The organism is Embleya sp. NBC_00896 (genome assembly GCF_045207785.1).
In the GTDB taxonomy this organism is placed as follows: Bacteria; Actinomycetota; Actinomycetes; order Streptomycetales; family Streptomycetaceae; genus Embleya.
Map to the genome: position 1 here is coordinate 66,871 of NZ_CP108777.1, position 17,130 is coordinate 84,000.

Annotated in this window: 24 protein-coding genes and 1 pseudogene; 14 read left to right on the forward strand and 11 right to left on the reverse strand. The window is 70.9% G+C overall.

All coding sequences use genetic code 11. The annotated features are described in order from the left end of the window. Nucleotides 1–16: 16 nt before the first annotated feature. Nucleotides 17–499: a luciferase family protein gene (locus OG928_RS33470; RefSeq protein ID WP_331765752.1), complete on the reverse strand. Its 483-nt coding sequence runs from the start codon at nt 497–499 to the stop codon at nt 17–19. A gap of 110 nt (nt 500–609) precedes the next feature. Here OG928_RS33470 and OG928_RS33475 point away from each other — a divergent pair, with 110 nt between their 5' ends. The 5 genes and pseudogenes from OG928_RS33475 to OG928_RS33495 form a co-directional block, all read left to right on the forward strand. Continuing rightward, nucleotides 610–978 (forward strand): winged helix-turn-helix transcriptional regulator, encoded by a 369-nt coding sequence (locus OG928_RS33475; RefSeq protein WP_406291371.1) that lies wholly within the window; start codon nt 610–612, stop codon nt 976–978. A 617-nt stretch (nt 979–1,595) separates the two neighbouring features. Beyond that, nucleotides 1,596–1,877, forward strand: coding sequence for a hypothetical protein (locus OG928_RS33480; RefSeq protein WP_331765754.1), 282 nt, complete (start codon nt 1,596–1,598; stop codon nt 1,875–1,877). A gap of 163 nt (nt 1,878–2,040) precedes the next feature. After that, nucleotides 2,041–2,319 (forward strand): hypothetical protein, encoded by a 279-nt coding sequence (locus OG928_RS33485; RefSeq protein ID WP_331765755.1) that lies wholly within the window; start codon nt 2,041–2,043, stop codon nt 2,317–2,319. A gap of 184 nt (nt 2,320–2,503) precedes the next feature. Further along, nucleotides 2,504–2,656 carry a hypothetical protein gene (locus OG928_RS33490; protein ID WP_331768353.1) on the forward strand — a complete coding sequence of 51 codons (153 nt, stop codon included), beginning with the start codon at nt 2,504–2,506 and terminating at the stop codon, nt 2,654–2,656. An 11-nt stretch (nt 2,657–2,667) separates the two neighbouring features. Further along, nucleotides 2,668–2,799, forward strand: a pseudogene (locus OG928_RS33495) (IS982 family transposase); the annotation flags it as partial. 22 nt (nt 2,800–2,821) lie between these two features. On the opposite strand, the gene OG928_RS33500 reads toward OG928_RS33495, so the two are convergent. The 6 genes from OG928_RS33500 to sigJ form a co-directional block, all read right to left on the reverse strand. Beyond that, nucleotides 2,822–3,214, reverse strand: a complete 393-nt coding sequence (locus OG928_RS33500; RefSeq protein WP_331765756.1) for a hypothetical protein — start codon at nt 3,212–3,214, stop codon at nt 2,822–2,824. Nucleotides 3,215–3,352: 138 nt separating this feature from the next. After that, nucleotides 3,353–3,523 (reverse strand): hypothetical protein, encoded by a 171-nt coding sequence (locus OG928_RS33505; protein ID WP_331765757.1) that lies wholly within the window; start codon nt 3,521–3,523, stop codon nt 3,353–3,355. A 488-nt stretch (nt 3,524–4,011) separates the two neighbouring features. Then, nucleotides 4,012–4,383, reverse strand: a complete 372-nt coding sequence (locus OG928_RS33510) for a fic family toxin-antitoxin system, toxin component (protein ID WP_406291372.1) — start codon at nt 4,381–4,383, stop codon at nt 4,012–4,014. Between the two features lie 2 nt (nt 4,384–4,385). Then, nucleotides 4,386–4,598 (reverse strand): hypothetical protein, encoded by a 213-nt coding sequence (locus tag OG928_RS33515; RefSeq protein ID WP_331765759.1) that lies wholly within the window; start codon nt 4,596–4,598, stop codon nt 4,386–4,388. Nucleotides 4,599–4,712: 114 nt separating this feature from the next. Continuing rightward, entirely contained in the window at nt 4,713–5,444 is a 732-nt protein-coding gene (locus tag OG928_RS33520; protein ID WP_331765760.1) for a DUF4232 domain-containing protein, read from the reverse strand. A gap of 826 nt (nt 5,445–6,270) precedes the next feature. After that, the gene (gene sigJ, locus OG928_RS33525) at nt 6,271–7,218 is read right to left on the reverse strand and encodes an RNA polymerase sigma factor SigJ (protein WP_331765761.1); all 948 of its coding nucleotides are present in this window, start codon (nt 7,216–7,218) and stop codon (nt 6,271–6,273) included. 169 nt (nt 7,219–7,387) lie between these two features. Here sigJ and OG928_RS33530 point away from each other — a divergent pair, with 169 nt between their 5' ends. Beyond that, the gene (locus OG928_RS33530) at nt 7,388–8,377 is read left to right on the forward strand and encodes an NAD(P)H-dependent oxidoreductase (RefSeq protein ID WP_331765762.1); all 990 of its coding nucleotides are present in this window, start codon (nt 7,388–7,390) and stop codon (nt 8,375–8,377) included. A 551-nt stretch (nt 8,378–8,928) separates the two neighbouring features. Continuing rightward, nucleotides 8,929–9,366: a hypothetical protein gene (locus OG928_RS33535; protein ID WP_406291373.1), complete on the forward strand. Its 438-nt coding sequence runs from the start codon at nt 8,929–8,931 to the stop codon at nt 9,364–9,366. A gap of 118 nt (nt 9,367–9,484) precedes the next feature. Here OG928_RS33535 and OG928_RS33540 read toward each other — a convergent pair whose 3' ends face one another. The 3 genes from OG928_RS33540 to OG928_RS33550 form a co-directional block, all read right to left on the reverse strand. Next, a complete protein-coding gene (locus tag OG928_RS33540) occupies nt 9,485–10,354 on the reverse strand; it encodes a DnaB-like helicase C-terminal domain-containing protein (protein WP_331765764.1) in 870 nt (289 codons plus the stop codon). Nucleotides 10,355–10,613: 259 nt separating this feature from the next. Then, entirely contained in the window at nt 10,614–10,970 is a 357-nt protein-coding gene (locus OG928_RS33545) for a hypothetical protein (protein ID WP_331765765.1), read from the reverse strand. A 190-nt stretch (nt 10,971–11,160) separates the two neighbouring features. Beyond that, on the reverse strand, nt 11,161–11,670 hold the full coding sequence (locus OG928_RS33550) for a TetR-like C-terminal domain-containing protein (RefSeq protein WP_331765766.1): 510 nt from the start codon (nt 11,668–11,670) through the stop codon (nt 11,161–11,163). Here OG928_RS33550 and OG928_RS33555 point away from each other — a divergent pair. The 3 genes from OG928_RS33555 to OG928_RS33565 all read left to right on the forward strand — a co-directional run bounded on the left by OG928_RS33555 (nt 11,663) and on the right by OG928_RS33565 (nt 13,522). After that, nucleotides 11,663–11,983, forward strand: a complete 321-nt coding sequence (locus OG928_RS33555) for a DUF6069 family protein (protein WP_331765767.1) — start codon at nt 11,663–11,665, stop codon at nt 11,981–11,983. The two genes, OG928_RS33550 and OG928_RS33555, sit on opposite strands and share 8 nt — an antisense overlap. 291 nt (nt 11,984–12,274) lie before the next feature. Continuing rightward, nucleotides 12,275–12,847, forward strand: coding sequence for a dihydrofolate reductase family protein (locus tag OG928_RS33560; protein ID WP_331765768.1), 573 nt, complete (start codon nt 12,275–12,277; stop codon nt 12,845–12,847). Nucleotides 12,848–13,357: 510 nt separating this feature from the next. After that, nucleotides 13,358–13,522: a hypothetical protein gene (locus OG928_RS33565; protein WP_331765769.1), complete on the forward strand. Its 165-nt coding sequence runs from the start codon at nt 13,358–13,360 to the stop codon at nt 13,520–13,522. Between the two features lie 133 nt (nt 13,523–13,655). Here the strand turns inward: OG928_RS33565 and OG928_RS33570 are convergent, their stop codons facing one another. Then, on the reverse strand, nt 13,656–13,796 hold the full coding sequence (locus OG928_RS33570) for a hypothetical protein (RefSeq protein WP_331765770.1): 141 nt from the start codon (nt 13,794–13,796) through the stop codon (nt 13,656–13,658). 68 nt (nt 13,797–13,864) lie between these two features. Between OG928_RS33570 and OG928_RS33575 the strand changes: the two genes are divergently transcribed. The 4 genes from OG928_RS33575 to OG928_RS33590 all read left to right on the forward strand — a co-directional run bounded on the left by OG928_RS33575 (nt 13,865) and on the right by OG928_RS33590 (nt 16,896). Further along, a complete protein-coding gene (locus tag OG928_RS33575) occupies nt 13,865–14,185 on the forward strand; it encodes a hypothetical protein (RefSeq protein ID WP_331765771.1) in 321 nt (106 codons plus the stop codon). Then, nucleotides 14,176–14,310 carry a hypothetical protein gene (locus tag OG928_RS33580; RefSeq protein WP_331765772.1) on the forward strand — a complete coding sequence of 45 codons (135 nt, stop codon included), beginning with the start codon at nt 14,176–14,178 and terminating at the stop codon, nt 14,308–14,310. The genes OG928_RS33575 and OG928_RS33580 overlap by 10 nt, the downstream gene beginning before the upstream one ends. Nucleotides 14,311–14,856: 546 nt before the next feature. Beyond that, complete coding sequence (locus tag OG928_RS33585) at nt 14,857–15,747, forward strand: hypothetical protein (RefSeq protein ID WP_406292075.1); 891 nt, start codon at nt 14,857–14,859, stop codon at nt 15,745–15,747. A 279-nt stretch (nt 15,748–16,026) separates the two neighbouring features. Further along, nucleotides 16,027–16,896, forward strand: a complete 870-nt coding sequence (locus OG928_RS33590) for a 4'-phosphopantetheinyl transferase superfamily protein (RefSeq protein WP_331765774.1) — start codon at nt 16,027–16,029, stop codon at nt 16,894–16,896. Nucleotides 16,897–17,130: the final 234 nt, after the last annotated feature.

Here is a 17,130-nt window from a genome sequence, read left to right on the forward strand (position 1 = left end):
GCGGCTGGGGTCGGGGTCAAGCGCTCTGCCCGGACGGCGCCGCGTGCCGCCAGGAGGCATGCAACACGGCCGTGGCCAGGTCCAGTTCGCCCTCGTCGCGGGGGGCGTAGAGCATGATGATCGTGTCGGGCCACTCGTGGCGCAGAACGATCGGGTGCGGCTCGGCCCATCCGGCGCGCACGAGCGGATCCAGCAGCGGTCGCGGAACGGTCAGGTGCATGAAGCCGGCCCGGTGCACATGGCCGAACTCGTCGGTACTGGGGTGCAGGTACGCCTCCCACGGCCCGGTCGGCCGGTGTAGGCGCAGCGCCAGCGAGGACGGCTCGGACACCTGGCTCGGGCCGGTGAACACCCCTGGCAGGGCCTCGGCTTCGCGTACCAGGGCCGCCCGGATCCCCGGGGGAGAGAACTGGTCGAGTTGGTCGTGGGGGATCTCCCGGCCGGTGGTCGTCGGCCGTGAGCCGGGACGCAGGGGAGGGGAGGCCAGGTCAAGGCTCATCAGGTGCAGCACTTTCTGTGCGCTGGTTACTTCTTGTGTGCACTGGGAGTCTGATCGAGAATGCCGAGGTGACGGAAGAAGGCACTTTGACCCGCGTTACGCACACTGATGTGCGCGCCCCCATCGACGCGTCCCACCCCACCTGCCAGTTGCGCGACGTCCTCGACCGAGTCGGGGACAAGTGGAGCGTGCTGGTGATGAACCTGCTCGCCGACGGCCCCAAGCGCTACTCGGAACTCCAGCGCCGCATCGACGGCATCTCCCAGCGCATGCTGACCCTCACCCTGCGCAGCCTCGAACGCGACGGCTTCGTGGACCGCACCGTGACCCCGACGTCCCCGCCCCGTGTCGACTATGCCCTCACCGGTGTGGGCGCCACGCTCTCCGACCACGTCGCCGCACTGATCGCCTGGGCCGATGCCCACCGCGACTACGTCGCAGACTCGCGCCTTCGCTACGACGCCCGCCCGTCCGAGTAGAGGCAATCGAGGAAATCGAAAGGCTCCGCGAGAACTGCCGAACCGTCGATGAGTCGCGGTAGTTCGTCGGCTCCGGCTGCCCCGCCGTCAGCCCGCGGACGAGGAGTCCGGTGATCCGGTGGCGCTCATCGGGTCCTGGGAACTCGGTGTCGGCGCTGAGCAGGTCGACGAAGGCACAATGCTCTTGCCGTGCCGGCGTCGACCGGCGATTCTGGGCCGGTGCCGGGACGGAGGAAGAGGAGGCAACGGGAAGAGGCCGGAAGGCAGCGGACAGTTGCTCGCACCGCGCCGGACCTCGGACCGTGGGTGGTGATCCTCGAGACACGAGACTACGCGGAGTTTCGCGCGCACATGCGCAGTCTTCGGGAGCTGCGAGTCGACGAATCGCTGATCCGGCTCGACACACTGTGTCGACGCCCGGTGGGGCAAAGCAGCTACCGACTGAGCCGGTTCGTGGCGAACACCGAACGCGAATCGGACCGCGAGCCTTCCGACCATTGACCGGCCGTCCACGAGCCACCCCAGGATGTCGCCGCCTCTCGTCGCGCCCCAGGGCCCGGAACGCGCAACCGCGCGTGACCAGGTCGGGCGGACCGGTCCTCTCCCATGCGTCGCGCATGCCCTCGGCGGCCGTCTCCACCGTGCCCTCCTGGCGGGTGCGTGGCGGCCACCGGGTCGGGGTCGTCGCCACCGCGGAGTACCGCCGCCGGATCGGCCTGGACACCCGGCGCGGCGGTCAGTGGATGGACAACGCCATCGGCCTGCCGATCGCCTGGACCACCACGACATGGGACGGCCCACCCCACGAACTCAAGGCCATGATCGCCGCGTTGTGGCGCATCGCCCCCGAGACGCCCTGGTTCGACGCCGCACACCACAACCCCACCGCGCGTGGCTGAACACCGGTGTCCCCCGCCCCGTGGCTGTCCGTCTCGCCGCTGCGCTCGGATCGAAGGGAACACGACCGGGCGGGCGCTCTGCTCGTCCGCGGGCACTGGGGCTTTACTTCTTTCGGATGCCGAGAGTGGTCTTCGGCACGAGTCACTGGTGAGGTGATGCGGGATGGTGGAGCGCTCGGAATACAGGAGGGTACTCGGCGCCGTGCGGCGCGGGGTGCTCGACGGTTCAAGCCTGGACGAGGTGGTGGAGGAGTTCCGGCGCAATGGATTTCACCAGGTCGAAAGCATTCGAGCTCTCATAGAGCTCGACCTGTGCGAGCCACACGAAGCGAAGAGGACCGTTCACTTCAGCACGGCATGGAGTTCGACACGGGAGGCGAATGAGGATCTTCATTCGAGACTGGAGGCCGCCCTGATCGAGTCCTTGAAGGAGAACGAATAGCACACCGCGGTGTCCGCCTCGGCCGACGCCGCAGCGACCTCGGGCAATTCACCTGTTCGCAGGCTCCCGACCCAACCCCACCCTCGGCGACGTCATCCGCGAGTTCCGCGACAACGCCGACGCCTACGAACTCGAACTGCTCGGCGCCTACGCCCTCCCCGCGACGATCACCACCGTCACCGACATGCTCAAGCTGCTGTGGCACGGACATCGCGAGCGTCACCCCGGGGGCGCCACGAGCGCGCCCGTCACCGAGAAAACCGCCCAAGGCGCAACGCACCTCGCGGCGCTCCTCGTCCGCTGGTTCGCCACGGGAATCGTGCGCCACAAGCCCTGACCCAGCCGGGAAACGGTGGACGGACCTTCGAGGGCGTCGCCGTCCGCGTCGCCCAACGCGTCCTGGCGATGGCAGTCGGGATCTGGCACAACCACCTGATCGGCGCACCCGTCACCCGCTCGCTGATCGCCTACGACCATTGATCACATCGGCTGCGGGTCCGGTTCATCCGGTCGGCATACCTCCGTGCGGGCTGTTGACCACCAAGGGCAGTGATCCTGCCACCAGGTAGGGGTGCTCGGGGAAGTAGTCGATGTGGAGGTGACCGCCGTCCCCGGCCGTGGCCATGGCATGCAGATTTTCGGCCAGGACAGCCCTGGCATCGGGATCACCGCTGATCACAAGGGTCTGCCGCCGGGTGTCAAGATCGATGCGGACACCGGAGCCGGGCGCCTTCCTGACTTCGATCCCCGCCAGACAGTTGGCGTCAAGCGGAGACGCGGACGCGGAGCCGATGAACCCATCTCCCTCGGCTATCACCCTTGCCAAGCAGGCCAGTTCTGCCGCCGTCGCGATGAGATCCACTTCGCCGTAAGCGGCGTCGGACACGAGTCTCACGGGCGTCGCTCCTTCAAGGTCAGCCTCCATGATGCCTGCGAGGATCGCTCACCACTCACCCAGGTACATCGGAGCAACTCGTCCATGGTCAGCTGACCTCGGCGTTCATCGGCGCGGCGGCGATGTCGCCGTGGAGGATCACGAGGTCGGCGGACTCCTGGGGGTCAGGCGGCCGGCGCGCAGGCAGCGGTAGTCGACCGGGAGGTGCGCGGCGACGATCCGGGCCGCGACGTCCGTGCGGGACAGGCCGGACGCCGCGTAGAGCACCGGCAAGTGCGGGTCGAGGGCGGTGGTGCGGGCGGCGGCCACGATCGGGGCCTCGGCCGGGGCGGGAGGTCGCCCGGCCGATGGCATGGCTGCGGCGGACCCGGCCGGAACAGCGGCCGGGTGTGGGTGCTCGGGTCCGTGGGGTCATGGCTCGGCGGTTGGCCAGGGTCGCGTTCATGACACGGACGCCGGGGACGGAGTGGTGAGGCAGCCGGTCCGGAGGCCGAAGCGGCCGGCACGCGGAGTCGATTCCCTCGCCCAGGCCCGTGACTGACCGCCATCGCGACATTGAACGCCGAAGTCCGCCCCCGGAGGATGTGGCCCGGAGAGCGGGGTCGTCCAGCGCGACAAGTTCTCCGTCCGGCACCGCGTTCACCGCGCTGAAGGCCTCGCCAGGGACTCGGCATCGGGGACGGCGCGGGACGTGGATTCGCCGGCGGCTCCAGGATCGGAGCGGGGCCACCCACCTTCTCTCGCAGGCGGCCCCGACACACGCGCCGACATCGCCGAAGGCATGTTTGCCCAGGGACTCAGTCGGTGGTGTCCCAGGACTTGAGGACCGCCGCGACGCTCGCCGCGGTGGAGGACGCGCGGGTCAACTCGTCTGCGAGCGCGGTGACACCGGCCTGGGTGAGCTTGACCGACACGCCGCACGCCGAGAGGTAGCCGTGGGCCACCGCGACGGCCACCCGCAGGTTCGAGTGCTCCAGCCAGCGCATCCGGCCCAGGCTGTGCGCGAGCGCCGCGGCCTTGGCGTAGGGGCCGTGGTAGACGTCCTGTCCGGCGATCACCGCCCGATGCCGCTCCACGGCCGCGACCGGCACCCCGTAGTCGTCCGGAGCCGGGTCGTCGCGCCCCGCGCGGCGGGCGACCTCGAGGATCCACGCCAGATCGACGCTCACGCTCACCCGCGCGCCTCGATCTCGTCCAGGAGGTCGCCGTAGCCGTCCAGGACCTCCTGCGCACCCGCGAGGAACGTTTCGCGCAGACGTTCGTTGTCCGTGCGGATCAACTGTTCCACGTACTCGTTCACCGGTATGTGCCGCGTCTCCGCCGCTTGGCGCGCCATCTCCGCCGCGGCCTCCTCCAACCGGAGATTCACCTGAGTCTTCGCCATACCCCGCAAGCTACCACCTGATAGCAAGGCGGGGAACCGGGGTCGAACGGGTGACGGGCGGGACGCCGAACCCCACACCGGGGCTCCGGCCGCTTCCTCCTGCGGGCGTGTGGGTCAGCCGCCCTGGCCGGCGCTGCCGATGGGGCCGACGTTGATCGGGGAGCCGGCGCCGTCGATGACCGGCACGGTGGGGGTGCCGGGCCAGCTCAGGGTGATGGTCCTGGTCTCTCCGGGCGGGGTGACCTGCAGGCCCGTGACCTTGACGCCGTGGTCGCCGGTGGCGCCGCCGGGGTAGGTGACGCCGAAGGACACCGACGTGTCGCTCTTGAGCACGAACGGGTCGGCCGGGGCGCCGACGCGCTTCGCGGACAGGGGCCCCCGGGCGGTCTGGAGGTCGACGCCCGCGAATCCCGACATCGTGCAGTTGTGGCCTATGTTCTTGAACGTCACCGCGACGGTGAGTTCGTCGTCGCCGCCGATGGTGGCGTCCTGCGCGGTGGCCCTGAGGTCGTCGGTGCGGCACTTGCCGATCGAGCCGCTGTCGCCGGCGCCTGTGCCGCCCCCGCCTCCGGTGGTCGCGCCCTGTCCGCCGGAGCTCTTCCCGGCGGAGTCCTTCCCGGAGGAGACCTTCCCGGCGGGCTCGGTCCCGCCGCCTCCCGCGTTGCCGCCTCCGGTGCCGCCGGTGGTCGACGCCCCCGGCGGGGCGGCCGGCGGAGCGACGGGCGAGGAGCCCCGCGCGGCCCCCGAGTTCGAGTTCGAGTCCGTGCCCTGGCACGCCGTCGTCACCATCGCACCGCCCAGGACGGCCACGGAGACGAGAAGGGCGGTGCGACGGTTGCGGAACATGAACGACCCCTTGATATCCGGTGATTGGAGCCGAAACACCCTCGGCCCCTCGGTGCCTGCCCGACCACCATGGCCGGGCCACCGACCCCGGCGACACCCGAGTCGCCGCACCACGACACCGCTGTCACCAACCGGTGACAAGGTCACGAGAAGAAACGAGAACCACCCCGACCCACCCCACCCGACACCCCCACAACACCACGTCCCCCCTGGTCACAGCCAACACAGGCCGCCCCGAAGGACAGTGTTACAACAGCCCCGCCGGCCGAAGACCCAACCACCGTCCCCACCCACGGCCCCCGGCAACACACCACCCCGCCACACCACCCGAAGCGGGCGCAAATCACCAAACTCGCCCTCGAGGCCATCGTCCTGGACCACACCGCCGAAGGCCGCTACCGCCCCCGCGTCACCGGCCGCACGCGCACCGGCGGCAGGACACGCCGACACGACCGGGGCAGGCCCGGTCCCGGGGTCGGAGTCGGAGTCGAGAGGACTCCCGCGACGCGACGGCACCAATCCGCGGGGCCTGGCCGCCGGACCCGCGTGGCAGGACCGGACCGGCGCACGACCGGGCGCGTTCCGTGTGGCGCCCCTGCCCCACGAGTCCACCGCATCCTGGATCGACCGCCGTCGCGGCGACGTACCGGCAGAACGCGCCCGAGTTGCTGAACGGCATCGGCATCGGTGTCACGGCGCGCGAGGCCTCAACGACTCCGACACGACCGGGAGCTTCGACGCTGAAGGCACGGCCTTCCCCGCGATCGTCAACACGCTGGGGCCGGCAACTTCCCACACCAGCCGGGACTTTGAACCGGTCCTGTGGTCAGCCCGCCGTCCACGGGTGGAGTTTGTCGGGGTTGCGCACCGCCCAGATGCGCGTGATCCGGTCGTCCGCGACGTCGAACGCGTACACCGCCACGATGACGCCCTCGTGCTCGATCACCAGACCGGCCCGGCCGTTGACCGTGCGCTCCAGGACCATCAGGCCACCGGGCGCCCGGACGGCGAGGTCCGTGAGGTACCGCGCAACCCCCTCGCCGCCCTCGATCGGGTGGAGCGCGGCGGCGACCACGCCGCCGCCGTCCGCCGTGAAGGTGGCGCCGGGGGCGAGGAGGCCGACGAGGGCGTTGATGTCCTGTGCGTCCCACGCCTGCTTGAAGTCCCTGACGAGGCCCGCCTGGTGGGCCGCCGGGGCCTCGGGGGGCCGGGAGGTTCGTACGCGGCGCCGGGCGGAGGAAGCCAGTTCGCGGCACGCCGCCGGGGTGCGGCCGGTGATCTCGGCGATCTCGGCGAACGAGAAGCCGAAGACATCGTGCAGGATGAGCGCGACCCGCTGGGCCGGGGTCATGGATTCGAGGACGACGAGAAACGCCATGCTCACCGACTCGTCGAGCGTGACCCGGTCGGCCGGGTCCGCAGGGTCGGTCGCGGCGGTGCCCGGGCGCCCGCTGATCCAGTCGGTCCGCTCGGGCAGCGGCTCCGGGATCCATTCGCCCACGTAGCGCTCGCGCCGCACACGCGCCGAGCCGAGGAGGTCCAGGCACACGCGGGTGGCGACCGTCGTCAGCCAGGCGCCGGGCGAGTCGATGGCGTCCTGCCGCTGTCGGGACATGGCGTACCAGCGGGTGTAGGTCTCCTGGACGGCGTCCTCGGCCTCGGCCAGGGAACCGAGGAGCCGGTAGGCGAGACCGATCAGCCGCCGCCGCTCGCCGATGATCGCGCCCAAGCCCGCGTCGGACTCCTCGTGCCGTGATTCCGCGTGATCGGTCATGGTTCCGGTGGCTCCCCAAGTTCGGATCGTCCCTCGCCGGTCCGACGAGACAGCACGTCCGATTGTCAGGTCCGCGACTCCCCCTGACGTTCCGCGGGGCCGTGTCGTCGTACCGCTCGGAGACACCACCGGCCCGGAGAGCCCGGGTAGGACACCTCAGGAGACAGCGATGACCAGGATCGGAATACTCATCGGCAGCACCCGCCCCGGCCGCAAGGGCGACCAGGTCGCCCGGTGGGTCCACAAGCGGGCGGCCCGCCGCGGCGACGCCGAATTCGAGGTGATCGACCTGCTCGACCACCCGCTGCCGCACCTGGACGAGCCGCTGCCCGCGCTCGCCGGGCGGTATCAGCACGGGCACACCCGGGCATGGGCGGACACCATCGCCCGCTTCGACGGATTCGTCATGGTCACCCCGGAGTACAACGCCTCCATCCCCGGCGTCCTCAAGAACGCCATCGACTACCTGTACGCGGAGTGGACCCACAAGGCCGTCGGGTTCGTCTCCTACGGCGGTGGGGGCGGCACCCGCGCGGCCCGGCAGCTGCGGACACTGTGCGAGCTGCTCCGGATGGGTGCCGTGACCCCGCAGGTCTCGCTGTCCCTGCACACCGACTTCGAGGACCACGCGACACTCAAGCCGGGCGCCCACCACGTCAGCGCCCTGGACACACTGCTGGACCACGTCGTCGCCCACAGCACGGAAGGACGGACGGCCATGCCCACACAGCGCGAGACGGACGAAGCCGCGATCCGCCGCCACATCGGCGGAATCATCGACGCGATCCGGGCCAAGGACCTTGAGGGTCTGAGGCGGCTCTACTCCACGGACGTCGTGTCCTTCGACATCGATCCGCCGCTCCAGCACGTGGGGATCGACGCGAAACTCAAGAACTGGGCGAACGTGTTCACGTTCTTCCGGGAGGTGACCTACGAGGTGCGCCACCTGATGCCCACAGTGGGCGAAGACGTGGCGTTCACGCACGCCTTCGGTCGCCTCAGCGGCACACTGCCCGACGGAACGGCGGTGGGCGGCATGTGGGTCCGGGTCACCTTCTGCTTCCGGAAGATCGACGGCGATTGGCTGATTACGCACGACCAGGTCTCCGTGCCGCTGGACATGCGGGGCGGCAAGGGGGTCGTCGACCTCGAACCGTGACGCCGGCGGGCCCCTTCGGCTCCCGGGCCGGACAGCGGGCAAACGTGAGACCGGCGTCCGATCCCTTCCTCACCGGCGGTTACCGTCACCGACATGCTCAAGCTGCTGTGGCACGGGCATCGCGACCGTCACCCCGGGGGGCGCCACGAGCGCGCTCGTCACCGAGAAAGCCCCCAAGGCGCAACGCACCTCGCGGCGCTCCTCGTCCACTGGTTCGCCACGGGAATCGTGCGCCACAAGCCCTGACTCAGCCGGGAAGCGGGTGACGGGCCGCCCGCATCCGACGATGCCCGCCCACCACGAAGAGCACCCGCGTGGCGGTACCGACCTGACGGCGGCGCAGCGGGAGGCCCTGGCCGAGGCGGGCGCAGGTGCGCGTCGACGTGGCGGCGCAGCGCCCAGTCCGATGGGCGCTCACCTTTGCCGCGGCGGCCGCGTTCCACGAGTGGGAAGGGCACTTGACCATGCCACGCAATTGTCGTTGCCCGTGAACTTGTCATGAAGTCTGGCCGAGAAATGTGTCAGCGGGTTCGGGGCGGTTTTCGCCGGGCGTGGTATCGCGCGAGGTTCTCGTCTTCGTCCTTCGCGGCCTGCGCGGTCCGGTTGGCGTGATCGATTTCGTAGCCGAGTGCCAGGGGATCACCAGCATGCGTGGGAAGAAGGCCGCAGACTTGGCCGCAGCCGCGCAAGCGGAGTTGGACAGGACCGACGATCAGGGGCAGAAGGCGATCGCGTTGGCGATCCTGTCGTTGACCCAGGTAGTCCTGGACGTCGGTTGGGACATCGACACGGTGCCGAGCGCGGTCGAGAGGATGGGCCCGGTCTCGCGCGGGCTTCTCGCAATCGATCAATTGCCGTCCCAACGCTCGCCGCCGTACCGGGCGAGCGCGTCGGTCAGTTGGGTTCGTTGTTGCTGGGTCATCGGCCCGAGGACGCAGATGGGAAAGTGTCGACCCAAGCCCCAACGGATGCTGGACGAGTGTGGATAGGGCCACCCCGGCGGCACCTTGGTCGCCGGTGGAGTGACTCCCGGCTTGTTTTTCAGGACGATACCGGTGTACTTGTGCGGGCCTGCCCCCCGCCGGGCCAACGCCTCCCCCGCGGCGGTCACATCGCCCTCGGCGACGGCGAGTTCCTCCTCGACCGCGCCGGCGATCGCACTGGGGAGGGGGTCCTCGTCGGTGTCCACCACAACCCTGCGCGCCTTCGACGCGGCCGGCGTCCGCGCGGGGGTGTGCGGGCCGATCGGCGTGTGGAGGACGCGGATTCGGGTGTCGTGGTGGGTGTGGTCGCCGGTGCGCCGGCCACGGGATCGGGGGCGGGGTCGATGGCTTCGGGGGTCGGGGCGGGCGGGGTCGGCTCGGGTGCGGTGGAGGTGCCAGGCGCGGTGGGGGTGTCGGGCGCGGTGGGGGTGTCGGGCGCGGTGGGGGTGTCGGTGAAGCGGACGTGGGCCAGGTCGGCGCGAAGCGCGGCTTCGGCGACCGGTCCCAGGTCGCGTTCGGCGACGATCGCGAGCGCGAGTTCGCCCTCGCGGGTCAGGTGGATCACGGTGTCGGCCTCCGCCAACGCCGCGGCGACCTCGGCCGGTTCGTCTCGACCGGTCTCCCACACGGCCACCACCGGCACGTCCAGGTCCGCCGCCAGGCGACGCAACGCGGCCACGCCGTGGCGGACGTCCGGGGCGGTCGCGGTGGCGGGGAGGAGGTGGTTGAGCGGGTCCAGGGCGACCAGGCGCAGGCCCGCGATGTCGGCGGCGGTCTCCCTGAGCAGGTCCAGGGTGAGGTCGGCGCCGTCGTCGAGGAGGAGTCCTCCGGCGGCCAGGCGGGTCGACGCGGTCTCGGCTCCGTCGCGTTCGGTCTCGGTGAGGGTGCCCGCGCGCAGTCGTCGGTGGTCGACGCCGGCGGCGGCGGCCGTCAATCGGGCGGCGATGTCCGCGCGGGGGCGGCCGGGCGTGCACGACAACACGGCGGACGGCATTCCCCCGACACGGCCCGCACACCCGACGGCGACCAGTCCGGCCGCGGATCCCGGCGTCGATCAATGGCGTTGCGCGTCACGACAGGCAGGGCTCGGGTCGCGGGCATCCGGCCCTCGGCGGGCAATCGCCCAAGCGGCGGCGAGTTCGGACGACCACGCGCTACCGGGACGAGGGCAACGGCGGGACCGGGATGGAGGCGGTGGTCGATCAACGGTCGTCCCGGCAGTGAGCCGGTGAAGCGGTTCCCGACCAAGTCGGTCAGGGCCTGAGCCGGTTCCATTGGGGATCGAAGCAGACCAGCCCCATCGAATCCGCAAGAGCCGCCGCGTAGGCGGAGGCCTCCTCGGCCCTGTCCCACCGCATCGCGAAGTAAACGAGCGGACCGCCCGCCCCGCCGATCAACGGCCCCGCGGCCCAGGGGGAGGTCTCCCCCACGTCCTCGGTCACGTCACACCAACGCTGCGGAAGTGCCGCGACGTAGGCCGCGATCCGCTCGGACGGAGGATGCACCACGTCCGCATCCAGGTAGTGGTCGTAAAGGACGGCGAGGGCCCGTCCGGCGGGTTTGCCCTCCGCCGGCCGGTCCCCCACCCACACAGCCAAGTCGTAGCTCACCCCGTGACGCTGTCACAACGCACCGACACGGGGATCCGTGTCCGCCGCGCCCATGCGCCGCGCCGGCGTCGTCCACGGGCCCGGCATCCCGAAACAGCCGCCGGAGATTCCCTCCGCGGGCACGGTCCCGCGAAGGCCTTACGCCTTCGCACACGGCCGGGCCCCTCGTCAGGGGTGGGTCGGCCTCCTGTCAGGTCGCGTCCGCGGGTTGTTCGATTCCGCGTTCGATCATGTCGAGGAGGTCGTCGGTGGAGGTGCGGGTCTGGGTGGGGGTGAGTCCGCGCAGGGGGCCGTCGACGAGGAGGACGGCGAGTCCGTGGACGGCGGACCAGGCGAGGAACTCGGCGCCGGGACGCCGGTCTTCGGGCAGGAGGCCGGTGTCGAGCAGGTCGTCGAGGGTGTCGCCGAGGATTTGGAAGGGGGTTCGGCCGGCGGGGCCGGCGGCGGTGGGGTCCTGGGCCTGGGTCATGTCGGCGTGGGAGGTGAACGCGGCGCGGAAGAGGCCGGGTTCGGCTTGGGCGAAGGCGAGGTAGCCGTGGCCGACGGCCCGGAAGCGGGCGCGGGCCACAGCGGTCGGGTCGTCGCCGGCGAGGGCCGCGGTGGCGGTTTCGATCTTCGCTCGCCCCGTCCACACGTCCGCCCGGCGCACGCGCGCCCTCTGCGTCGGCCTCGCCGTCCTGGCCAACACTGCCTTGTTCACGGTCGCGGCCGCCCTCGGAACCGATTTCGAGATCACCGACCCCGGCAAGAGCGAGGCCCACCGGTTCGTCGCTCCGGAGATCGCCGTGTTCACGCTGGTGGTGGGACTGCTCGCCTGGGGGACACTGGCCGTCCTGGAACGCTTCACCCGGTCCGCCAAGACGATCTGGGCCGTTCTGGCCGGCACCGTCCTCCTGTTGTCCTTCGTGCCGATCGGCCTGGAACAGGCCACCACCGACACCAGGATCATGCTGGGCCTGCTCCACCTGGCCGTGGGCACGGCCCTGTTCCCCATGGCGCGCACATCACGCTGACCCGACCCCGCACCCCCACCGGCCTGTCCCTGTCGACCCCTGCGTCGGGCGACGACGGGTTGGCACGGGAAACAGCGACGGACGCGCACGCGAGAGAGCCCCGTGCGAGGCCCCGCGCGCCCGTCGACGGGCGTCCCGCCGTCGCCACCCCGCCGAGCGCCCGAAAGACTGGGCAGGGGCCGATGAGTTTCCCCGCGATCCACAGTCCAAGATCATGACCGGTGGCCGCGACATGAGCGCGCACCGACCGAACCCGCCGGGAACCGGCAACGAGACACCGAGGAACCCGAAATGCGTACGTTGATCAGCACCGCGTTCATCTCGCTCGACGGCGTCGTGGAGGGCCCGGGCGGCGAGCCCGGCTACCGCAACTCCGGATGGACCTTCAAGGACATCGAGTTCCTCCCGGAGGCGTTCGAGATCAAGGGCCGTGAGCAGCAGGAGGCCGCGGCGATGATGATGGGCCGGGTCAGCTACGAGGCGTTCAGCGCGGTGTGGCCGGACATGGCCGATTTCGCCGACTACAAGGTGATGCCGAAGTACGTCGTCTCCACCACCCTGTCCGAGGGCGACCTGGTGTCGAACTGGGGCGAGACGACGATCCTGCGCTCGCTCGACGACGTCGCCGCGCTCAAGGAGACCGACGGCGGCCCGATCATCCTGCACGGCAGCGCCTCGTTGAACCAGGCCCTGTCGGACGCCGGCCTGATCGACCGCTACCACCTGCTCGTGTTCCCGCTCCTGCTCGGCGCGGGCAAGCGCCTGTTCAGCGCCACGGACAAGGACACGCAGAAGCTGAGGCTGGTCGAGCACGAGGCGTACGCCAACGGCCTGCAGAAGAACGTCTTCGACGTCGTCCGCTGACCGAAGTGCCGCGGCGGGGAGCCGGGCGACGGTCGGCGCTTCGGGGCCGGCGCCCGGTCGCATCGACACATCGCCTCAGCCGTACGGGGCGATGTGGGGCGCCATCGTCGTCCACGGCGGATCGTCCTGAGGGTGGTGCCCCGACCAAGTGACGGTGCCGGTCGCCACGAAGCGGAAGACCTCGGGCGGACCTGCGCCGGTGGGGCCGTCGGGGGGCGTGACGCGGCCTGGTGGGCAGGTGCCGCCGTCGAGGGTCGGCGGCGAGTTCACCGCCGATGGCCGGTATCGCGATCGCTCGTTCGAGGGAGAGTGTCGGCGTGCGAGTGAAGTCCGTGTCCTGTGGGCGCGCGTCCGGTCCGGGTCTCGAGCCGGCGTGGCGGGCGGGGCGCGCCCGACATCGGACCGGCCGTGACGAGAGTTCCCAGGCGCCCCTTCGCCGATCCCTTGCGCAGCCGCAACAGATCGGCAAAGCTCTCCGAACAATCGGTGGCAGGCGAGGAGAGGATTCGAGTGGGCGGCAACGACACACCCCTCGGCAGGGTGCAGCGCGCACTCCTGGCGCAGGTCCGCCGCCAGGGCCGCCCGCGCCGCCGGGCCGGCAGCGACGTCGACTGCACGGTGGCGGGCGTCCGCATCACCGCACGCGCCCTGCGCTCGGCCGCCCTGTCCGAATAACCACGGCCGACCGCACCTGCGCCGGCCAGGACCCGAAAATCTCGGGCGCACACGGGCATCCCGCGCCCCGGGTACGACGAGCCGGGCGGGCCTTCGGCGCCGCCCTCCACTCTCACCGGCGCTGCTCGCCGCATCAGCAGGCGACTCCGGCCCTGTGCCATGCCACCAGGACGTCGTCCAGCGCCGCCAGTGCTGCCGGCGACGGGGTGGCTTCCGGGTTCAGCACGAGGTGGGCTATCACCTTGCGAGCAGCGGGCAGGTCGAGACTGAGCACCGCTTCGGGAAGTCTTCCCGTTTCTCCCGGGCGACGCGGACAACGAACACACAACGGCCTCCGAGGCCGTGCGCTGCGAACGCCGCGCGGTACGTGCGGCGTTCCCGCATCAACCGAAGGCATCCGAGGACTCGTACACCGCCCACCACGGACGGCGGATCCGGGCGCCGGACGAGGACGGCGGCCTCGCCCCGCTGCACGAGGAACGCCTGTACCCACACCAGTTGCTGCGGCTGGACGTCGAGTGCGGGCGGCGGGACGAGCAGACGTTCCCGGCGAGCGTCTTCGGCTCCCTGGCCGGAGTCGGCGAACGGCACATCGACTTCCGGCCCGTCGCCGAGGGGCGACACCCACCCGTCGCCATCCCGCGCACCGCCTCGTGGCCCTGACCATCCTGCCCGGATGGGAGCGCCGACACGACGAGACGACATGGCAGCCCTACGAAGGCGTGGACGCCGAGGGCGCCGTCACCCCTTCGACCGAGGGTGGTCGACGGCTTCGACCCGTGGACTGAGCTTGCCATATCTCACCCTCGACGCTTGGTCGTGCTCCACCGGCACCCCTTGCCCGAACCTGGCCCGCGACACGGCGCGCCGGCGAGAGCCGTCCCGAACGTGCCTACTGCGCAGGTACGGGCCGACGGCGTCGGTCGGCGATGTCGCGCATGCCCCGGTCGTTCGGATGCGGACGTCGCCTTCGGAGACAGATCGTCGGTCCTTGGGGATGACGCTCTCCTCGGTGGGCAGCAACCGGCCGGCTGCGCGCGGAGGTTGGGCCGCCGATGTCGATTCGGGGTCGGTGGCGTGCCGGCGCGTGCACACCCCGCGTCGTACGGATCCGGGTCGAGGTCGTCGGGAGGACGCGTCGGCGCCGGATGGGGTGAGTGGGGCCGGGGGTCGGGAATTCCTTGATCGTTCAGGCCGACGGCGCCTGCCGGACATGGTTCCTGCGCCATGGTCTTGGCGGCCGGACATGGTGGGCCGGCATGGGCGCGACAAGGAGTTGGGTGGACGTGAAGCTGATCGTGCGGGGTCAAAAAGCGGTGTGGCGAGGACTGTCGATGGGTGCGGCCTGCCTCGCGCTGTGCGCGACGGTCGGGCTTACCGGTACGGCGCACGCGGAGCAGGCGCCGGAGGGCACGAGCGCGGCGTTCCCGTCCGCGATCAAGGGGTGGAAGGCGATCGGGCAGTACGAGATCGACGCGCAGTCCCAGGCGCAGGGGCTCGCCGGCGTACAGCCGCACGGTGGCAAGCCGTACATGTACTACGCGGGGAACACCTCGATTCCCGCGCCTGTGCGGGAGCGCGGGTGGTCGCACATCGGGGACCCGGACTCCTCTCGCGGGTATGTGTTCGACGCCTATCAGGGCGGCGGGGACGCGACGTCGAAGATGTTCAGGGTGACCACGCCGTCGGGTGTCGCGCACGAGTATGTGCATGCGTTGGCGCCGGGTGAGGCGATGAACAACTCGTTCGCGGCGGTTGCCCCCGACGGCCGGTGGCTCGTCTCCGGCGAGTGGGACACGATGACCCGGCTGCTGGTCTTCCCGACGCCGATCCTCAACGGGGCCACGCCGCGCAGCGGGGGTACGCTGCCGCTCGCCGCGACGATCGAGCTGGATCGTCCGGTCAAGGACATCCAGGGATGCACGTTCCTGGACGCGAAGCGGCTGTTGTGTGCCTCGGACGACTCCGACGCGAAGCTGTTCCCCGTGGCCAAGCCGCTCCTGCTGATCGAGCTGAAGCAGGCGTTGAACGGGAAGACGGCGACCGGGCACGTGACTTCGCTCGGCGCGCTCCCCCTGCTCAGCGCGTGTCCCGGTGCGGCCGTCGACTTCGAGACCGAGGGCGATGACTATGACCGACGCACGGGGGTTCTGCGCGTCGAGATGATTCCGCCGCGTGACTGTGCGGCGCGCGCCACCGTGTACGAGTTCAAGCGCAAGCGCTGACGCACCGGTCGGCAAGGCGTGGGCGGCGGCCGGCAGGGGCGGACCCCGGTCGGTGACGGTGCGGCGGCGGGATGGTGGCGGGCGCCGTGACCTCGACGACGACGTCGCGCTGCGGCGATGGCGGTCGGCAGCCGGCCGCTGCCCGTCACCCGATCAGGGCGGCATCCCCGCGCGGTCGGTCGCCTCGGACGGGCCGCGCGGGGGAAGGCGTCGGGGTGGATAAGATGATCTTCGATTTCCTTTTGGCCGCGTGGCCCGTACGTCCGAGACAGGCAGACGATGATCGAACGAATTCTGCCGCCCGGAGTCGTCGTCTCGGAGGTGTTCGGTGATCCGCCGGGGCACGTGCTGTTTCCGGAGGAGGAGGCGATCATCGCCGACGCTCCCAGCACGGAACGGCGCAGGGAGTTCAGGACCGGTCGACGATGCGCCCATCGAGCCCTGGCCGAGCTCGGATATCCGCCCGGGCCGGTGCTCAAGGGTCCGGACAAGGCACCGGTGTGGCCGGACGAGGTCACCGGCACGATCACCCACGACACGGGATACCGTTGCGCCGCCGTGGCCCGAGTCGCGGACATCCTCAGCATCGGGATCGACGCCAACGCCGGAAGCAGACGGATCACGTCGTATGACAGCATGACGGTACCGGCGGAACGACGGCGGCTGGCCGAACTCGCGGCCGAGCGACCCGACGTCCCATGGGGTCGCATCCTGTTCAGTGCGAAGGAGGCGGCCTTCAAGGCGTGGTATCCGCCGGCCCGGACCAAGGTGGGCATGCGGCAGGCGGAGGTGCTGATCGACCCCGACCGTGGGACGTTCCGGGCGCATGTGCTGACGGGTCCCGGCCCCGAGGTGAACGGCCGTCCGCTGACCGGCGTTTCGGGAGAATGGATGGTGAAGGGCGACCTGGTTCTCACAGCGGCGAGCGTGATCAACTCCGCCCGATATCGCCCCGGAGCGCGGGCCCAGAGTATGTCCGCGGCCGTCGTCGCCGGCCGGGGCTGGTCACCGGCAAGGGCGACCTCCGGTCATGTACGCCCCGCCCCGGCGCCTCGGATGCCGACGTCGCCCGCCCCGCACACCCGGCACCCGGCGGTCGCTTCGGCGGCAGTGCCTCGAACGGACGTCCAGCGCGGCGTGCAGATGTAGGCGGGGTCGGCAGGAGCGCCGCGTGCCGATGAAGGCGGAGGTCGTCAAGGGCGTTCGGGGTCCTCAGCGTTCCGGGTCCCGTTGGCCGGCGTCCCGAGCGGCCGTCGTCTCGGGAGCCTGGAACCCGGCCGGGTGTCCGGCGCGACCCGAGCGGTTCCAACCGCTCCGACCGGCAGGCGATCACGGCCCGACCAGTCCAGCCGGACCGAAGTACTTTGGGGGCGCGGGTTCGCA